General features: G+C 22.4%; 15 protein-coding genes. 7 read left to right on the top strand and 8 right to left on the bottom strand.

Features of this window, described 5'->3' with window-relative positions; genetic code table 4:
• Nucleotides 1-14: 14 nt before the first annotated feature.
• The 3 genes from greA to QMA87_RS00900 all read left to right on the top strand — a co-directional run bounded on the left by greA (nt 15) and on the right by QMA87_RS00900 (nt 3,678).
• The gene (greA, locus tag QMA87_RS00910) at nt 15-488 is read left to right on the top strand and encodes a transcription elongation factor GreA (RefSeq protein ID WP_283823554.1); all 474 of its coding nucleotides are present in this window, start codon (nt 15-17) and stop codon (nt 486-488) included.
• 266 nt (nt 489-754) lie between these two features.
• Nucleotides 755-1,423, top strand: a complete 669-nt coding sequence (locus QMA87_RS00905) for a hypothetical protein (RefSeq protein WP_283833684.1) — start codon at nt 755-757, stop codon at nt 1,421-1,423.
• Nucleotides 1,424-3,129: 1,706 nt separating this feature from the next.
• The gene (locus QMA87_RS00900) at nt 3,130-3,678 is read left to right on the top strand and encodes a hypothetical protein (protein ID WP_283830173.1); all 549 of its coding nucleotides are present in this window, start codon (nt 3,130-3,132) and stop codon (nt 3,676-3,678) included.
• 325 nt (nt 3,679-4,003) lie between these two features.
• On the opposite strand, the gene QMA87_RS00895 is transcribed toward QMA87_RS00900, so the two are convergent.
• On the bottom strand, nt 4,004-4,699 hold the full coding sequence (locus QMA87_RS00895; protein WP_283833683.1) for a hypothetical protein: 696 nt from the start codon (nt 4,697-4,699) through the stop codon (nt 4,004-4,006).
• A gap of 238 nt (nt 4,700-4,937) precedes the next feature.
• On the opposite strand from QMA87_RS00895, the gene deoC reads away from it, so the two are divergent.
• Together deoC and upp are read left to right on the top strand one after the other, a co-directional pair.
• Nucleotides 4,938-5,609 (top strand): deoxyribose-phosphate aldolase, encoded by a 672-nt coding sequence (deoC, locus tag QMA87_RS00890; protein ID WP_283823548.1) that lies wholly within the window; start codon nt 4,938-4,940, stop codon nt 5,607-5,609.
• Between the two features lie 3 nt (nt 5,610-5,612).
• The gene (gene upp / locus QMA87_RS00885; RefSeq protein WP_283823547.1) at nt 5,613-6,239 is read left to right on the top strand and encodes a uracil phosphoribosyltransferase; all 627 of its coding nucleotides are present in this window, start codon (nt 5,613-5,615) and stop codon (nt 6,237-6,239) included.
• Between the two features lie 183 nt (nt 6,240-6,422).
• Here upp and QMA87_RS00880 read toward each other — a convergent pair whose 3' ends face one another.
• From QMA87_RS00880 to QMA87_RS00870, 3 genes are all read right to left on the bottom strand, one after another.
• Nucleotides 6,423-7,160 (bottom strand): hypothetical protein, encoded by a 738-nt coding sequence (locus QMA87_RS00880; RefSeq protein ID WP_283833682.1) that lies wholly within the window; start codon nt 7,158-7,160, stop codon nt 6,423-6,425.
• A 488-nt stretch (nt 7,161-7,648) separates the two neighbouring features.
• Entirely contained in the window at nt 7,649-9,490 is a 1,842-nt protein-coding gene (gene topA, locus QMA87_RS00875; protein ID WP_283830176.1) for a type I DNA topoisomerase, read from the bottom strand.
• 686 nt (nt 9,491-10,176) lie between these two features.
• Nucleotides 10,177-11,598 carry a type 2 periplasmic-binding domain-containing protein gene (locus QMA87_RS00870; RefSeq protein WP_283827371.1) on the bottom strand — a complete coding sequence of 474 codons (1,422 nt, stop codon included), beginning with the start codon at nt 11,596-11,598 and terminating at the stop codon, nt 10,177-10,179.
• Nucleotides 11,599-11,777: 179 nt separating this feature from the next.
• On the opposite strand from QMA87_RS00870, the gene QMA87_RS00865 reads away from it, so the two are divergent.
• Nucleotides 11,778-12,704: an RluA family pseudouridine synthase gene (locus QMA87_RS00865; RefSeq protein ID WP_283833681.1), complete on the top strand. Its 927-nt coding sequence runs from the start codon at nt 11,778-11,780 to the stop codon at nt 12,702-12,704.
• Nucleotides 12,691-14,832: a Tex-like N-terminal domain-containing protein gene (locus QMA87_RS00860; RefSeq protein WP_283827370.1), complete on the top strand. Its 2,142-nt coding sequence runs from the start codon at nt 12,691-12,693 to the stop codon at nt 14,830-14,832. The genes QMA87_RS00865 and QMA87_RS00860 overlap by 14 nt, the downstream gene beginning before the upstream one ends.
• A gap of 261 nt (nt 14,833-15,093) precedes the next feature.
• Here the strand turns inward: QMA87_RS00860 and QMA87_RS00855 are convergent, their stop codons facing one another.
• The 4 genes from QMA87_RS00855 to QMA87_RS00840 form a co-directional block, all read right to left on the bottom strand.
• The gene (locus QMA87_RS00855) at nt 15,094-16,173 is read right to left on the bottom strand and encodes an MAG0480 family ComEC-like protein (protein WP_283833680.1); all 1,080 of its coding nucleotides are present in this window, start codon (nt 16,171-16,173) and stop codon (nt 15,094-15,096) included.
• A 194-nt stretch (nt 16,174-16,367) separates the two neighbouring features.
• Entirely contained in the window at nt 16,368-16,871 is a 504-nt protein-coding gene (locus QMA87_RS00850; RefSeq protein ID WP_283827368.1) for an MAG0490 family ComEA-like DNA-binding protein, read from the bottom strand.
• Between the two features lie 117 nt (nt 16,872-16,988).
• On the bottom strand, nt 16,989-18,137 hold the full coding sequence (locus tag QMA87_RS00845) for a hypothetical protein (protein WP_283833679.1): 1,149 nt from the start codon (nt 18,135-18,137) through the stop codon (nt 16,989-16,991).
• Nucleotides 18,138-18,186: 49 nt separating this feature from the next.
• Entirely contained in the window at nt 18,187-19,566 is a 1,380-nt protein-coding gene (locus QMA87_RS00840) for a hypothetical protein (protein WP_283833678.1), read from the bottom strand.
• Nucleotides 19,567-19,568: the final 2 nt, after the last annotated feature.

The following is a 19,568-nucleotide window of genomic DNA, read 5'->3' as shown; positions in this document are numbered from 1 at the left end:
TTAAAGGAGCATATATGGCTAAAGATAATAAAATGTTATTAACGCAGGAAGGTTATGATAAGTTACAAAATGAATTAAAAAACTTAATTGATGTTGAGCGTCCTGCTGTTATTGAAGAAATTAAAGAGGCGAGAGAATTAGGTGACCTTTCTGAAAATGCTGAATATGACGCCGCTAGAGATAGACAGGCAAAAATTGAATCAAGAATTTTAGAAATTGAAAATATTCTTCAAAATGCAGAAGTTATTAAATCAGAACATTCTGAACACATTACAATTGGTTCATTTGTTAAAATTAAAAGATTAGATAATGAAAAAGAAATTGAATTTCAAATTGTTGGCGCAATTGATACTGACCCACTTAATAAAAAAATATCAAATGAATCTCCATTAGCGCTAGCTGTTTTAGGACATCGTATTGGTGAAGTTATTGAAGTTGATGCTCCAACTAAATATTCTGTAGAAATTATTAATATATCATTTGAATAGCATTGTCATTTGACAATGTTTTTTTGTATCAAAATTATTTTTTTGTTTTTAAAAAATTTATTTTTATTTATAAATAATTTAATATTTTGTTCAAATAATTTAATAAAAACATCTATTTTTACCATTGCGCAGATAACTTAATGTTTATAATTAAATAATTTTAAAAATTTCATTTAAATATTTAAAACGTGTTAAAATTTACTAACAATTTATTAATGTATTATTAGTAAATTTAAAATAATTTAAATAGATAAGAGAGGATATAAATGAAAAAGATATTTAAAATTTCTCTTTTTAGTACGTTATTAATCGCAACACCTTTATTAAGTTTATCTTGCCAAAGTAATTTAAAAATTGAAAAAGAAGTTGATGCTAAAAAAAGTAATATAAATAATTATTTAGATAAAATATCAGAAAAAATTAAAAAGGAAGAGGAAAATGCATACAAAGATAACTCATTAGTTTCAGTAAATATAGAAATTGATGATGAAGTTAACAACATAATGAAAAAAGAAGTAAATTCTGATGATATAGAGATTCCTATAAAATTAAATAATGAGCAATTTATACAAAAACAAGAAGAAATAATTGCAAAAGAAGAAAAAAACTCTGTTGAAGCAAATTTAATAGTTGTTGAAAAAATTTCTCTAGAAGAAGAAAAAGATGAAAAGGAAGAAGAAAATCATAAAGAAGAAATAAAAAACAAAATTATTAATAAAAAGACTACAAAAAACTATAAAATAGATGGCAGAAAAGTTGCTGGAGTTGTATTTGCATTACTTATTGAGTTTGGTTTAGTATTTGGAACTGCTTATGGTATTTATAAATATATAAATCCATCTATTATAAGAGAGATTACTACAGAAACTATAATACATTGAATAAGAATTGGCAAGGCAGAAGAAATGAAAGTAAGTTCGATTTTTAAAAAATAAAAATTTACAAAATTAAAAATAGCACTTAAAAAAATATTCAATATATTAAGAAAAACATCTGCAAATTTAAGATGATGTCTTTTATTAAAATGAATAGAGGCAAGGTGTCGCAGCAAGTTACTGTGGCTCCTTGCTTTTTTTGTGTTCATTTTTAGTTTTAATGTCATTAACAAAAAACTTAAATATAAGCTTTAAATTTTTTAAATTTAATTTTTTGTTAATTTTATATTTTTATTTTTGCTTTTTCATATTCTTTAAATGTAAACTTTAGTTTATTTTATTTCTTTTATTAATATCATTTAATTCATTAATATATAAAACTTAACAAAAATCTTTAAAATTAGCGCATCAATTAATAAATCTCTGATTATTTTTGTGACTACAAAAGTCTTTTATAAAATAAATTTATTAAATATGAAAAATATTTCAAAATTACTAATGCAATAAAGTTTATAATAAGGTGCTTTTTAATATATTTTTGTCTCAAACATAAACTAGTCCAATTCTTAAAAGACTTCTTAGAATTTTGAAGTTTTTTTAATTTGTCATTACTTATAATATATTTTAATAATATTAACAAATTTTAAATCTATTTTTAAAGTTTTGTAAACGTAATATTCATCAAATTTTTCAATTTTCAAAATCTTGTTATAAATAAAAGTTAATTCTATTTTTTTTGACTTTTTTATAAAACTTATATTTTTTATTTCCAATAATATTATTAATTACAACAACATTTTGTGAATTTTATCTTTTAGTAAAATTATTTATTAAATTTTGATTCTTTTTTTAATCTTTTTAATTTTATAAGTTAATGTTAGTAATGATTTTTTTGAATATTTCTATCAACTTTATTATTATTTTCATATAAATTGTATTCATTTTCTTTATGTTTTGTTATAAAATTAGGTTATTTATAACTCGTTTTTTTAAATGCAAAGTTTTTAAACAATAAAAAATAATATAATTAATGCAATATTTTTATAAAACCTTATATCTTTATTAATTGACATATTTTTATAGACAATTATGGTTACTTTTTTAAGATTAGGCGTTTTATTCATTTTAAATATGAGTGAAATAAAAATATTATAATTGATAGTATTTTTTTTAATAATTTTAAAAAAATAAATATTCCGTTTTTATCAATGCTCATTTCAATTATAATTTGGTCTTTTTTAAATAACAAAAAGATTTTGAGCTTTCTCTTATAAAAATCTCGAAATAAATAATTAAATAATTGTAAAAAAATTATTTTAATATTTTTTTAATTTTATTATTTATTTTTCTTAAAATTATATTTTCATTATCAACAATCAAATTTAACAAATTATAAAAAGTGTTTTTTTATAATTATTGTGTAATTGTTAAATTTATCTTTAAATTTAAATCTTTTAAATAACACTGATATTATTTAAAATTATTAATGCTATTTAATATTTTAAAAGCGCTTTAGAATTCTTATGCTTTATTTTTAAATACTATATTTATATAAACAGACTTAAAAAATTAAATCTAACTCCAAAACTTGAAATATTTTAATTAAAACATTAATTTTTACCATTATGTAGATAATTTAATGCTTATAATTAAATAATTAAAAAAATTTTAATTAAATATTTAAAATGTGCTAAAATATGTTAACAATTTATTAATATATTTATTAGTAAATTTAAAATAATTCAAATAGATAAGAGAGGATATAAATGAAAAAGATATTTAAAATTTCTCTTTTTAGTACGTTATTAATCTCAACACCTTTATTAAGTTTATCTTGCCAAAGTAATTTAAAAATTGAAAAAGAAGTTAATACTGAAAAGAGTAATATAAATAGTTATGTAGATAAAATATCAGAAAAAATTAAAAAAGAAGAGGCAAACATATATAAAGATAACTCATTAGTTTCAGTAAACATAGAAATTGATGATGAAGTTAACAACATAGTAAAAGAAGAAACAACTCCTATTACAAATGTGCCTGTAGAATTAAAAAATGAGCAAGTTGTTGAAAAGGAAATTATTGAAGAAGACGAAGAAGTTATTAAAGAAGATAAAGAAGTAAAACAAATAGCCAAAAACAAAAAAATAAGCGGTAAAAAAATTGCTGGAATTATATTTGCATCACTTATTGAGCTTGGTTTAGTATTCGGAACTGGTTATGGTATTTATAAATATATAAATCCGACAATAGAAAAAACAAGAGAAATTACTGAAATAGTTTATACATATAAAACGGAAATAATATGTCGAAAATAATATTTTCAAAGTACTAATATATTAGTATTTTTTATTGTTTATTTTAAATCTTATCTTAAGTCTGCAAGTTAATAAATTTAACATTTACTATTATTATTTAAAATTTTAGTTTTTTATAGTTAGCTTTTTTAAAAAAAATTAACATTAAATCTAGTATATTCACTTTTTAAAATGCTATTATTATTGAAATTATTATGATTATTTTCATAATTTTTGGCAATATAAAAATTAAAATAAATGTAAAAATGTTTAATATTAAAAGTGTTGTTTTAAATAAAAAACAGTAACAATTTAAAATAAAAAATAGTATATATTAAAATATTAATTAATATTTTTCTTCGAATATATAATCATTAGTAACATTATTTTGCCCATCAATTAAACTTCATTTGCCATCTTTTAGCTTATATTTTGTATCTTTTACAGTATTATTATTACAATTTAATGTTATTTTTACATATAAAGAACTATGGCCATTGCGAGGCAATCAATATTTATTGTTTTCTTTTTTTTCGGCTAAATTAGAATAAATACCATTATTATTTAAAAAACCATTATTATTAGAAAAATAAATGTTTGCTATATTTGTTTCATTTTTATGTTTAATAATTCATCCTTTTGGTTTTCTGAAAATATATTTAATACCTTCATAAACTCCATAAGTAACGCAGGCGCCACCAACTAATCCAAAAGCTGAATATAAAATTGTTTTTCAAGGAATTGCTGAGCTAGATAATGTTTTCAAAAAACTATTTGATTGTTTTGTTAAGTTTATCTTTTGCGTTTTATAACTTTGTTTTTTTAAACTAACTTTTTGTTGCTTTTCTAATATTTTTTCATATTTTTGTTCTTCATAATCAGCTCTTTTTAAAATAGATTTTTTATTTTCAAAACTAATGTTCTTTTTCTCTAAAATTGTGTTTTTTGAATTATTATTTATTTTAATTTTTGAAATACTAACTATTGGAATTGCAATAATTATTAAAGTTAAAATTGATGATCATGCAAATGCTTTTTTCAAAAGTAACTCCTTTATATTTAAAGTTTCAAAAATTATAAATAATAAAAATTTAGTTTAATGTAAAAATTAAATTCTTTAAATTTATTTATAAAAAAAATATAAAATTTATTACATTTCAAAAATTAATTTTATCTAATTTATTATTATTTTAAAAATTGTAATTATTTTTGTTCTAATTACTTATTTTATATATTAAATAAATTAATATATAATTAATTAATAAAAAAGGAGTTGCAATATGACAAAAAACGAAATGGCTCAATTAATTGACCATACATACTTAAAGCCTGAAGGCACTAAAAAAGAAATTGATAAGTTAATTGCTGAAGCAAAAGAATACAATTTTAAAACTATTTGTGTTAATTCTTCATGAGTTAAATATGCAAAAAGTAAATTAGAAGGAACACAAATTGGAATTACTGCTGTTGTAGGATTTCCATTAGGCGCTTCAATTCCACAAGCTAAAGCACATGAAGCAGAATTAGCTATTAGACATGGCGCTGATGAAATTGATATGGTAATTAATATTGGTAAATTTAAAGAAGAAGATTATGAATATGTTTTAAACGATATTAAAACAGTTAAAAAAGTAATGCCTCACAACATTCTTAAAGTTATTGTTGAAACAGCACTTTTAACAAAAGAAGAGATTCTTAAAGTATCAGAAATTGTAGTTAAATCAGGAGCCGAATTTATCAAAACATCAACTGGATTTTCATATCGTGGTGCTACACTAGAAGATATTGTTTTAATGAAATCAGTTGTTAAAGATCAAATTCAAATTAAAGCTGCCGGTGGAATTGCTAATGCAAATGATTTAATTAAAATGTATGAAGCTGGTGCTACAAGATTTGGTACATCAAGATCAATATCAATAGTTGAAGGAACAGAGAGTAAAGAAGGTTACTAAAATATGTTGAAAATTTTGAATCACCCTTTAATAGATATGAAACTCACAATGATGAGAAAAAAAGATACTGATCATACTTACTTTAGAAAAAATCTTAATGAAATAGCATCTTTAATGGTATATGAAATTCTTCGTACATATAAAACTAAAGATATTATTATTCAAACACCAATTGTTGAAAAATTTTGTGGTAAAACGCTTGATAAGGAAATTATTATTGTTCCAATTTTGAGAGCTGGTTTAGGAATGACTGAAGGTATTCTTAATCTTGTTCCTGAAGCAAGATTAGGGCATATTGGAATGTATCGTGATGAAGTTACTTTTGAACCTCATACATATTTTTATAAAATGCCTCAAGTAGAGAAAGATAGTTATATTTTTGTTGTCGATCCTATGTTGGCTACTGGAAACAGCGCAATTGATGCTATTAAAAAGTTACAAGAAGATGGATATAGCAATATTCAGCTTGTATGTTTAGTTGGCTCACCTGAAGGGGTTGAAAAAGTTAATAAAGAGTTTAATTCAAAAATAAACATATATTTAGCTGCTTTAGATGAAAAGCTAAATGATGACAATTATATTGTACCTGGTCTTGGTGATGCAGGTGATAGATTGTTTGGAACTAAATAAAAATTCAAGTAAGTTCTTGAATTTTTTTATATTTTTTTGTTTTATTTAATGTGTTTAAATTTTTACTCAATTTTTAAAAGTTAAGTTTAAATAAAAAAAATTTAAATTAAAAACACCACAGCAAATTGCTGTGGTGTAGTATAATTTTGTTTTAATTTTTAAGTACTAATGTTATATTTATTATTACTTTTTTGTTCTACTTTTTTCTTCAATAGTATAAGATGTTTCTTCTTTATAAATTTTTGTTCCAAAATTTGTTATAGTTGTTTTAACATTTTTAATTTCAGAAAGAGTTTGTTCTTCTCATGAAAGTGTCTCTTTTTTATTTTTGCTAATTACTTTTTTTCTATGAATTTTTTTTACAATTTCAATAATTTTTTTTGTTTCTTTTTTATAAGCATAATGTAAACAAATTTTTAATAATTGTAAATATTTATTACTCTCAGTTGTTGTTAAATTAATATATTCAATCACTTCTTTTTCAACAATATCTTCTATTTCTGTAACTTCTATTGTATATTTTTTTTCAATTATCTCTTCAATAAACTCTCAATATTGAGTATTTTTAAAATGCTCATATAATTGTCAAATAGCAACCCCTGTTAAAGTGGCGCCAGCTAAAACACCAAAAACGATAGCAGCTGTTTTTCCAGGATTATTTTTTGCTCAATTTGTAGAATTATGACTTTCTGAATGTTTGACATCTTTATTTAAGGGCGATGCCTTCTCCTCTTTTGAATGTTCTATTTTTTCTAAATTTTTTGTTTCTTCTTCAATAACTAAATTTTCGCTTTTCAGTTTATTTTCGTCTGCTAAAGATAATAAATCTTCCTTATTTTCAATTACAAGATCATCAGCTTTAAATAATAAAACAGGATCAACTTGAACATCAATTTCTGTTCCTCTTATTTTTTTCTCCAAAATTTTTGCATCTGCCAATTCTTCTTTCAACTTATTATTAATATGACAAGAAGTTGCAACTATTGCAGTTGCAGATAATGAAGAAAAAATTATTCCAAATAATAATTTTCTTTTTATGTTTATGTCTCATCCTTTCTATGTACTTAAATATAAATGAAAACTTGTTTTTTCTAAAAAATTATTTATTTTCATACTAAAGAAAGGATAAATATAGACTTTTATATAAAAACAACTAAAATTGCAATTTTATATACAAAAAAAATCATTAAATATAATGAAAAAAATGTAATTAAATTAATTTTAATAAATTAAAAAAAATAGCAAAAAGAATTTACAAATTCATTTTTTGCTACAAAACTATTTAATTTTTTTATACTTTTTTGTTGATTTTAAATTTATATTAGAGCTGCAAAAATAAAATTTAACATAAATTATATTTTGTTTTAAACTGTTGTTTTTTTATTTTGTTAATTTTATATATTATGTTTTTAATTAACTTTAATATGCTTAAGCTTAGGAATTGAAATTGTGAACTTACAATTAGGAAATGAGCTACATCCACCAAACTTATCACCTTTTTTATTTTTACGCTCTACAACAGCCGCACCACAAATAGGACAGGGATCTGCTAAGATATTTTGTTGTAAAATAACTGGTTCGATAATTTTAGTAGCTTCTTCTAATGATGATGTAAATTCATTATTAAATTCATTCATTACTTCAGAAACTTTTTTACCTTCATTGGCAATTAAATCTAATTCATTCTCTACAAAAGCAGTGTACTTTTCATTAATAATTTTAGGAAAAAATTTAATTAATTGTTCATTAACTATTTTTCCAAATGTTGTTGGTTTTAAGTAAGAAGAATCTTTAATAGCATACTCTCTATTTTTAAGAATTTGTACAGTAGTTGCAAAAGTAGAAGGACGCCCTACTTTAATTTCATCTAACATACTTATTAATGAACCTTCTGTATATCTGGCTGGCGGTTTAGTTTCATGAAAATCACTTGTATATTTATTTACTTTTACTAAATCATTAATAGCATATTTAGGATCTAAATTAATATCTTCTTTTTCATCGTTAATAATTTTATATCCTTCGAATTCAAAACTAGAAAAACTGTTTTTAAATTTATTATTATTGTTATTATAAATATAAGTAGTAATATTACGTTTAGGCGGAAGCATTAATGCTTTAAGTGTAGTATTATAAATTAATTTATAAACTGTGTATTCTGCTGATGTAAGATTATATTTTTCTTTTGCTTTTTTTGGCGTTAATTTAAGTGATGTTGGTCTAATAGCTTCATGAGCATCTTGATCACCTGAAGATCCTTTAATTACTTTTGCAACATATTCTTCACCATAAGTTTTGGCAATAAAATCTTTTGCTTTTTCAATAAATGAAGCTGAAAATCTGGTTGAATCAGTACGAGGATACGAAATAATTCCACCATCTTCACCAAAACCCTCATAAAGTTTTTGAGCACATGCTTGAACTGTTGTTGATGACAATTGACATTTTTTAAAAAGTGTTGCTTGCTTTAAAGGGGTAATGATAGGATCATTTTTAGTAATAGTTTTAATATCAACTACTTTTAAATCGCCCTTTAATGAATTCAAAATATTTTCTGCAATTTTTTTATCTTTAACTCTTTCCTTATCGCCAATTAATTCATTATTAAAATAATTAGCAGTAATATTGTTTGCTAAATGTGCTTTAATTAAGTAATATTGCTCTGGAATGAAACTTTCTATTTCTTTCTCTTTATCGCAAACTAGCTTAAGAGCTATAGATTGAACTCTTCCTGCTGAAGGCTTAGAAACAGAATTTTTAATATTTTTTTTCATTAAATTTGTTAACTTATAACCTAATATTCTATCTAACATTCTTCGCGCTTTTTGAGCATTAACTAAATCTTCATTTAATAATCCGGGATTGTTATAGGCATTAATAATTGCTTCTTGAGTAATTTCATTGAATACTATTCTTGAATATTTATCTTTACAATCTAAATATTCTATTAAGTTTTCTGCAATAGCCTCGCCTTCACGATCATGGTCGGTCGCAATAACAACTTTATTAGCTAATTTAGCTAATTTTTTTAATTTTGCGACAACGCTTCTTTTTTCAGGATCAACTTTATAAAGGGGTATTCAATTTTCTATATCTATTCCCAATCCATCTTTACCAGTTGAAGGAAGAATGGCAATATGACCTTTTGTCGCTTCAACATCGCAATTTATATTATTTTTTTCTAAATATTTTTTTATAGCCTTTATTTTATTTGGAGACTCAACAATAACTAATGTTTTTTCATTTTTCATATTCTAATAATATAGAATAATTTAAACAAGTTCAATAAAAATAATTTTATATTATTGTGTAAAAAGGTTTACAAACTTAATAATTTGTTAAAAATTGGTTATCTTTTTTTATTTAAGTTGCATAAAAAACAAGTAAATTATTATGCTATATTAATATTAAAATAATATACATTTAATAAAATTAATTCTACTTGATTTATATATTTTTCAAATGATAAATTAGATTTTAATTTAAAAAAGTTGATTTAAATCAATATTGAAAAATAGTGTTTTACATGATGTTATTTTTAAGGTATAAATTGCTGACAGCTGAAATATTTTACTGGCTTGTTTATTATTGCAACTTCGTGATGTCTCTAAAAAGAATTTAAATATTAAGAAGAATTAAACATGAACCCTTACCTAATATTGAATTAAAAGATGACACAATAGCATTACAATATTAAATATATTCAAATAAAAATTTGAATAGTTGCAAAGTTTTTCTGAAAATATAAGTTGTAAGAAAAAATAAAAAATATAATTTTTTTGTGAAGAAATAGCAAAAATTAAGAGTGAAAAACAATTTATTAAAAAATAATAATATATCTAAACAGTAGACTAGAACACAAAAGGACACTCTATAAAAGAGTGCCATTTTTTGTCCTAGTTTAAAATAGGTGCTTTATTTTTGTATTTTTAAGTATTTAATTAGAAACAATATTATTAAATTTTATTCTAGCTTGGGCATCTAGTTCTTTGTCAATTGGTTGAAGGAATATTGCTTTATTGTTATCAATTTTATAAATATTGAATGCTAATCTTCCTTTTTCATCATCATCAAAATAATTATCTAAAAAATAATTATACTCAATTTTATAAACAGGGGTATAGTTGATAAAGTCAAAATTACTTGCAAAATTAACTGCACTATAATCGATTTCTTCTTCACCATCTTCATTAATAATTTTATGTTGTTCTAATTTTTTTTCTAAAAGTGAATAATCATTAAAATCTTCGTAATTTATATATTTTTCATGACTATAAAGCGAAGTGTTTAATCTTTGTAAATATGTACCAACTTCTTCATCAGAAACTGAATTATTTATAATAATCCCATCAAGTGTAATAACAGTTTGTTTAGGCTTAATAATTCTTACTGAACCTTCTTCTACATCTTTATTATTATCTTCTGAATAAAATGCATCTAAACCATCACCATTAAATAAAATTCCAAGATTTATATTAGACTCTTTAATAATTAGTTTATCAAGAAGGTTTGAACCATCAGGCTCAAATAATACTTTATCATGTTGAGTAATTTTAACATCAAGTGACTCTTCAATTAATTTTTGAAACGAATCTAACTGATCAACATAATCATCTTTAGTTAATTTTCCATTATTTTCTATGAAAAAATCAGCTTTATTTTTAGATAAAAGTCTAGTAGTACCTAAAGCTATATTATTTCTTAAATCATTAGTAATAGCTATATTTTGATAGCCTAATTCTTTTAGTTTGCTTAAAATTTCAAATCATGAAAGTTCATAATCTTGAACACCTTCAAGTATTTTCCCGCCATTTTTATGTGAACTATAAGCAATTACATATTCCTGAGAATAATAAGGTAAAAAATACTCTCATAAATGTCGATCTTCAATTTTATTTTTTTTCTTATCTAATGTATTTTTTAAATACTCATCATATGACTCTAGTTGTCTTCAAGTAATTGGTGTAACAATGTTTTGAATAAAGTTTTTGACTTCATTAGTAGATTTTAAAATTCTTTCACCTTTTAAATTAAAAACTTGATTAAAATCAATTTTTCTAATTCTATCTTCCTTAACTAGTCTTGCTGCTTCTGAGGCCGGAAGAATTCCTGCTGCTGCTTGTTCTTTTTCTAGGGCATTTTTAAACTCAATAACAGTTCCAAATTCTTTATAAGTAAATGTTTTTTCCATCTCTTCTCTATTTTTTTTTGAAATATAAGAAGAATAGTTAAAAAAAGCTGGTTTGTAAGGATTTTTCATCTTAAAAATCAATACTCCAATAAAAACAGATAAAACGCTAATTAGTAAAATAAATGTTCAAAATATTTTATTTTTTACAAATAATGCAACCTTTTTCAATTAGTTTCCTTTCTAAATTCATTATTAAAAAATAATATTAAATTATATATTAATTACAAGCAATTTCAAAAATTATTAAATCAATATTTAAAGCAATATTTAATATTATTAAACTATTTACTGACATATCATTACTTTAATATAAAATATAAAACTTATTAATTTAATATAATAGAATAATGTTAAATATAAAAGTAAATTATAAAGAACGAATTGATAAATATATTAGTGATAATTCTAATATTACTAGAAATGATATTAAATTTCTTATAAAAGAGGGTGCTGTTGAAGTTGATGGAATTGTAGTTAGAAAGCCTAACTATATTCCTAAAGAAGGAAGCGAGATTCATATTTCTAGAATCATTGATAAACAAGTAAATATTATTCCCCAAAAAATGAATATTGATATTATATTTCAAAATGATAATTATGTCATCATTAATAAAGAAAATAATGTTGTAGTTCACCCATCTCCAGGTCATTATGAAAATACATTAGTCAATGGCTTAATGTATTATTTTAAAAATAATCTTTCTAATAATAATGGCTTATTAAGACCAGGTATAATTCATAGAATTGATAAAGATACAACTGGTCTTTTAATAGTAGCCAAAAATAATGAAGCTCATAATCTTTTGGCTCAACAACTTAAAGATCATACTATTAAAAGAAAATATGTTGCCATAGTGAAAGAATGACTGGAACAAAATATATATCATATTAATTTACCAATTGGAAGGAGAACAAATAATCGACAAAAAATGGTTGTTACTAATGATAATTCAAAAAATGCTATTACGCATATTAAAGTATTAAAAAGATTTATGTACAAAGAAGAAAAATTAAGTTTAATTGAGTGTGAACTTGAAACTGGTAGAACTCATCAAATTAGAGTTCACCTTGAATATATAAAACATCCAATTTTTAATGACCCAATATATGGAACTTCACATAATTCATTTAATCAATATCTTCATGCTTTTGAGCTTTCTTTTATTGATCCCTTTACTAATCAAGCACAAACATTTTTTGCATTACCACCTAAAGAATTTGAAATTGTTAATTATGATTTCAATTTATTAACAAAAAAAGATGATTCAAAATAAAGTTATTCGACTTTTAGTCGATGAATTAAAAATTGAAAGTAGTGCTATTATTGCTACTTTGAATTTATTGCAACAAGAAAATACTGTTCCTTTCATAGCTAGATATCGTAAAAGTGAAACAGGAAATCTTGATGAAGAACAAATTGAAGCAATTAATGTTAAATATAAATATTTTCATGAATTAGAAAAAAGAAAAGAAGCAATTAAAGAAATATTAAAAGAAAAAGGACTCTTAACTCAAGAGCTTTTAAATGAAATTAATAATACTCAAACAAAAGCTAATTTAGAAGCAATTTATGAACCCTATAAATTAAATAAAAAAACTAAAGCTTCTGTTGCAATAGAATTAGGTTTAGAGCCGCTTGCTAAGGAAATTTTAAACAACACTAATAAAAATTTTAACCCTTATTATGAAGCTAAAAAGTTTATAAATGATAAAATTACTAACATTGAATTTGCTATTGAACAGGCATCATATATTATTTCTCAAATTATTTCGCAAGATATTTCGACAAGAAATTATGTTAAAAAATCAATAGAAGAATATGGAAAAATTGTAAGCAAAATTAAAAAGAATGCTATTGATGAAAATCAAACCTTTAAAAATTATTATAATTTTTCATGTTCAATCAGAAATATTAAATCATATCAAGTTATGGCTATTTCTAGAGCAGAATCATTAAAAATTCTTTCCTATTCATTAGAATATTATAAAGCACCTATTATTCACCAATTAAATAATAAATATTTTAAAATACCAACAACAGGAAAAATAATTCATAAATCTTTAATTGATGCACTTGAGCGTCTAATTTTTCCTTCTATTGAAAGAGAAATTAAAAATGACTTATTTGATTCTGCATCCAAAAACGCTATTAAACAATTTTCAGATAATTTAGAAGGATTATTGCTTTCTCCTGTTTTAAAAAATAAAAGGATTTTAGCAATAGATCCAGGTTTTGTTTCAGGATGTAAAATTGCAATAATTGATGAAATAGGAAAATTACTTAATGTTTCATTGATTAATATAACAAAAAGAAATTTATTTTTTAATTATGAAAAAGATCTTCTTTATTTAATTAAAAAATACAATATTAATCAAATTGTGATAGGAAATGGAACGGCCTCAAACGAAACAGTAAGCTTTATAAGAGAATTTTTAATAAAAAATTATCTTAAAATTGATTTAAAAGTTGTGTCAGAAGTTGGCGCTAGTGTTTATTCAGCTTCTAAAATTGCTATAGAAGAATTTCCAAATTTAAGTGTAGAACAAAGAAGTGCCATTAATATAGCAAGAAGATTTCAAGATCCACTTAATGAATTAGTTAAAATTGATCCTAAATCATTAGGTATTGGACAATACCAACATGACGTTGATCAAAAAGAATTAAAACAAGCGCTTGATTTTAAAATATTGAAAGTAGTTAATCAAGTTGGTGTTGAGGTTAATAGTGCAAGTAAGGCAATACTTTCTCATATATCTGGAATTACACCTAATAGTGCACAAAAAATTATAGATTATATTAAACAAAATGGTCAATTTCAAACTAGAGCAGATATTAAAAAAGTAAAAGGGATTTCTAAAAAAGCATATCAACAAGCGATTGGATTTTTAAGAATAAGTGATTCTCCTTATTATTTTGATCGAACTTTTGTTCATCCTGAAACTTATCATGTTGCTGATAATCTTATTAAAATTATTAATCTTGATTTAAATAATATAGATAAAGAATTAGTAAAAAAAATAGATGCTAAATTATTGGCACAACAACTTAATTCTAATGAACAAGAAGTTCAATTGATATTAGACTCACTAATTTTTCCATATAGAGATGTCAGAGAAAATAAATATATTCCTAATTTTAAAATGAATATTAATGATATTAATGATATTAAGATAGAAAATGAGTATGAAGGTATTATTAAAAACATAACTGATTTTGGAGTTTTTATATATTTTGGATTCAAAATTAATGCTTTCATTAATAATAGTTATTTATCTTTAGAAATTAGAAATGATTCAAGATTTAAAACTGAGGCAATTGTAAATATCAAAATTGTAAATATTGAGCCTGAAAGAAAAAGAATTCAAGCAATGATCAAAAATTTTATTGATGTAGCAAATTAATAATTAACTGATTTGGTAGCTAATAATTAGTTTTTTACTGTATCTAGTTTTTGTGTGTTATTAAAAAATTTAAATTAATATATAAAAAAGTTAAAAATTAATTTTATAGTTAAATATCTGTTTTATATTTTCTATTATCTTTTGTTGAAATAATTTTAATATTTTTAATATTAATTTATAGTTCAAAGCTTCAAATTATTTTTTTGCAACTTCCTTACTTTTTTAATAATGCTTAAAAACTATAGCTTAAAATTACAGCTATTATAAATATCATAAAACTCAGAACTTAGGTTTATTGCTTTTATAGCAAAAATAAAGTAATATAAAAAATATACTAATACAAATAATTATTATTACAATACTTAAATCATAATTAATATTTCATGCGTAATTAAACTTAGCGCTAAATTTAATAAGAAAATCAACACAATTAATAATAATTTTAGAAAAAGGTATAATTATTCAACTAAAGAATAATATTGGATAAATAACACTAAAAATAATGCCAAAAATAATATTATTAAGTAGTAACATACTACTAAATGATGAATTTAATTTTATATTTATAAAAAAAGATAATAAAGAAATTAGCAAAATAAAACAGCACGTTTTAATTATTTTGCTTTTTATTTTTATGCTACTAAAAATAGTTGTGAAAATAGTAAAATAATACGTTAATATAAAAGAAATTGAGTAAATATTAAATATATTGAAAATAAGAAATAGTTGCATGCTTATTAAAACAATTGAAAATTTATTTAATGAATTGTGAAAAATATTTTTGTTTATATGTGTAATAATCATTATTAAAAGAGCTCTAGTAATAGGAATAGGAAAATCTATAAAATAACAATATACTATTAATATAAATATACTAATTTCATTATTATATTTTATTTTTTTAAAAATTAAGTTAAAGCATTTAGTAAGTATTGAAATATGAAATCCTGATATCACAAATAAATGAAGAATATTTAAAGCTTTTAAGCTATTTTTTAAATTATTATCTGATATATTTATTGAAAAAATTAATGCTTTTATATATGAAGAAAAAATCATGCCTTTGCTTTCTATTCATGAAAAAAATATAGATTTAAAATTGTTGGTATTACTATTTAATTCTTTGGCTTTAATTAAAAAAAATACATCTTTAGATATTAAATAATTTTTAAAATTTAAATCTAATTTATTAATGTCAATATCATTAAATGAATCAGTTATATTAATTTGCGAAAATAATTTAATATCATTTTTTCAAAATACAAAAACATTAGCATCATCTGTTTGCAGAATAAAACCATTTTTGTTTTTTTGAATTACATAGCCATTAACTTGTTTCAATATTGTTAAATTTTGGTTTTTAAAAAAATAAATAGTTAAAATCAAAGCAATTAATATAATGTGTAAAATAATGCTATATTTATTTTGCAAAATTAATATAGTGCTTATTAAAAATATTAACAATGTAATATAAAAAATGTATGAACAATAATATAGACAAAATATTAAAGATATAGAAGATATAAGGTTATAAATTAAAGTAAATCTAAAATCAGAATATCTTTTAATCGTTTTAAATAGATGGTTCCAATCCCGGGAATTTCACTTATACTTTTTCATGTAACATTCTTTCCTTGTTTTTTAAAATCAATTAATTTTTTAAATATTTTAAATGGAATTTGAAATTCTTTTATTTGCGAAAATTCTTCTAGTTTTGAAAATAAAATTTTTTGACTTTGCTTTTTAAAAGGAATATAAATTTTAAATGGCGATTTAATAGTCATTTCAAGATTTATTTTACTAATATCGGCATCATTTCTTAATACTAAAATAAATAAAATTTCTCTTAGCGTTATATTCATTTTAAAATAATGTTCGCCTGGATAATAAATTGCACCTTCAACTATCACTTTAATTCTTTCTTCACTTTTAGTAATACTATTATAATTGGCACTATTAGCAAAATTTATTACCACACCACTTGTAATAAAAAAAATTACTAATAACGGCAACAAAATTTTTAAATGCTTAAATCTCATGCTTATAATAAAAATATTTTTTTAATTATTTAAAAATAAGGAAAATATTATTACTTTATAACTAAAAGTATTAAAAAATATAGAAAAAAAATCAGGTAGTAATTCCTGATTTTCAAATTAGAATGATAATTCTAAAGTTAAAGGTTTGGTAATAAATTTATCTGCGTCTTTTTTACCTTGGAAAATGTTATGTACAACTTTAAAAGTAAGTGTAATTTTTCTTCCTTCTACTTTAGTAACAACAAATTGAGTTGCTGATTCTTTTGTATTAACTCATTTTTCTGCTCTTGGTTCATAATCTTTAACGTTTGAAGTTAGTGTTAATACTTCGGTTTTATCTTTTGAATAATTTTTTGAACTATCATTATCAATACGTCTTGGTTTATCAAAAATTTTGTCATCCTTAGCATCATATCAAACTTTGTCTCCAATTTTTAATTTTGCTAAAATGTTTTTACCTGCTTCTGTTACTTGAAGTTTTGAAATAAATTCATCTTGAACCTTTTTAGTTTCTTCTTCAGTAGCTTGTCTAAATCCGCCTGAGAATAAATAGTCAGTTTCTTTTTTATTAAATACTGCTTTTGCATTAATTATTGTGCCTGTTACTTCATTTTTTAAATCAAAAGTAATAAATCTTTTATTTTGATTTAATTCAAAATCGCTTACTTTTTTATTTGCTCATCTAATATTACTAAATAAATAACGATCTTCTGAAATTGGTTTATAACCATTTGCTTTATTCACAACAGTAAAATCTTCTTGTTTTAAACTTCCATCTTCATTGGACATTTCTTCTCAAGAAACTGGAGCAAATCTTTCTTTATAATTAACTACCAAGTTGGCAGCATATGCTTTTGCTTCTTTAACTTGCTGAGAATCATTTAAATTAGTATTTGGTTTTAATTCTTGTTTAGGTTCTTCCATTTTAGGTGCTTCAAATTCGGGTAGAACATCCATTTTTTCAAATTGAAACTCTTGTTCTGCTCCATTCGCTTCCATTGCTTTGAAAACAATTTTATTACCTACTATTTTAGCAGCTGAAGTAATTGTAAAATGTCTTCCTACTTTTTGTCCCGAAGCTAATAGCGCAAGTGCACCTGCTTCTGAACTAGCATCTGAAAGTTTTGATTTTAAAATATTTACTGAAAGAATATTTTTTCTTTCTATTGATTTTTCTTTTGTTTCACCACAAGAAATTGCTACAGCAGCAGCCGTAAGTACAACGCTAGGTACACTTAAAGCTAATAATATTTTCTTAAATTTCACTTTTTTCTCCTTTATTACTATTATAAATAGTGATACAAATTTAAATATTTTATATTACTAAAGAGAGCTTTACCTGATCTTTTTTAATATTTTCTTCAACTTTTTTAGCTTCATTTTTTCATTGATTTTGAAAAACTTCTTTGTAATAATCACTCGAAGCTAATGAGTATTTGAATAACTCTTTTAATTGATCATATGTTAAATAAGCAATATTTGCTGGTTCAATGTTAGTAATTTTATCAAATGAATAACTTAATCCTTTTACTGAATCAAATTTGGTATCTTCTCTTTCTTCGAAAGAAGGAGCAAACATTCAGAAATTAGGAACAAAACCATTTATTGCAGTTAGTTTAACTTGTAAATTTGCTTTGTATTTTTTAATATCTTCTAATACATTATAATATTTTCAACCATTTCCTTCATTAACCTCATAAATAAAAGTTAAAGTATTTTGGTTTTCTTTTGAATCATAAAGAATACCTGGTGTTATATTAGTTTTAATATGTTTTGTTAAATTATTAAAGAATAATAATGAATCAAGTGCTCTTAAAATATTTTCTCTTCTTGCTTTACGAGTAAATATTTTGCTCCAGTTTTTAGTTACATTATCAGATCAGTTTTGTTTAAATAATTCTTTGTGAGCTTTTTTGAAAGTATAAGGATCTTTAAGAAATTCTTCAATTAGCTCTTTATCTTGTTTTAAATCAAAAGGTTCTTCAAAAAACAATGTATCTTCTGTAGGTTGAAATTGAGTAATATCAAGTAAATTCTGTGTAGCATAAATAGGGTTAAATACATCATAAATACCTTTTTTTCCTTCAATATCATTAATAATATTAAAATCAACACCCCAATTTACTAATTGTTTAATAATTTCAGTATAACTTTGTTCAAATGAGTTATTGTGTTTTGCTAAAATTCCATCAAAAACATTTTGGTAGTAGTCACCAATTAAATCAAAAGGTAGTTCAGGTGCATCAACTAACGTTAATTCCTTAACTTGAACATTTTTGCCATCTTGCATAATATTTTGAATTTTTTCAACAACCATTTCATCAATTGATTTATAAACATTAAATGCAAGTGGTGTATTTTTGAAGATATTAATAATAACTTTTTTAGCATCATTTAATGTTAATGAATTAAGAATTGATTTATTGAATTCCTTACTTATTCTAATTGATAATTTTGTATATTTTTCTCTAAAAGTTAAAATTCTAGATTTTTTAACTACCTCATTAGCAAACCGAATTTCATTTTGAGTTGCTTCAGGATAATTTTTTGCATAATCAAAATTATAAATATAATTTTCTGTGGCTAATTTTTGTGCTCGTAATACTTCAGGCGCAATGCTAAACATACAAGAAGTAGTTGCTGCTGTAAGTGGAGCAAAAATTAATGCAAGGCTAAATAATCATTTTTTCTTCATTT

The sequence above is a fragment of the Mycoplasma phocimorsus genome (assembly GCF_030077875.1).
GTDB classification, from domain to species: Bacteria; Bacillota_I; Bacilli_A; order Mycoplasmatales; family Metamycoplasmataceae; genus Mycoplasma_H; species Mycoplasma_H phocimorsus.
The sequence above is the reverse complement of the archived record's forward strand: the minus strand, read 5'-3'. Positions and strand labels throughout refer to the sequence as shown.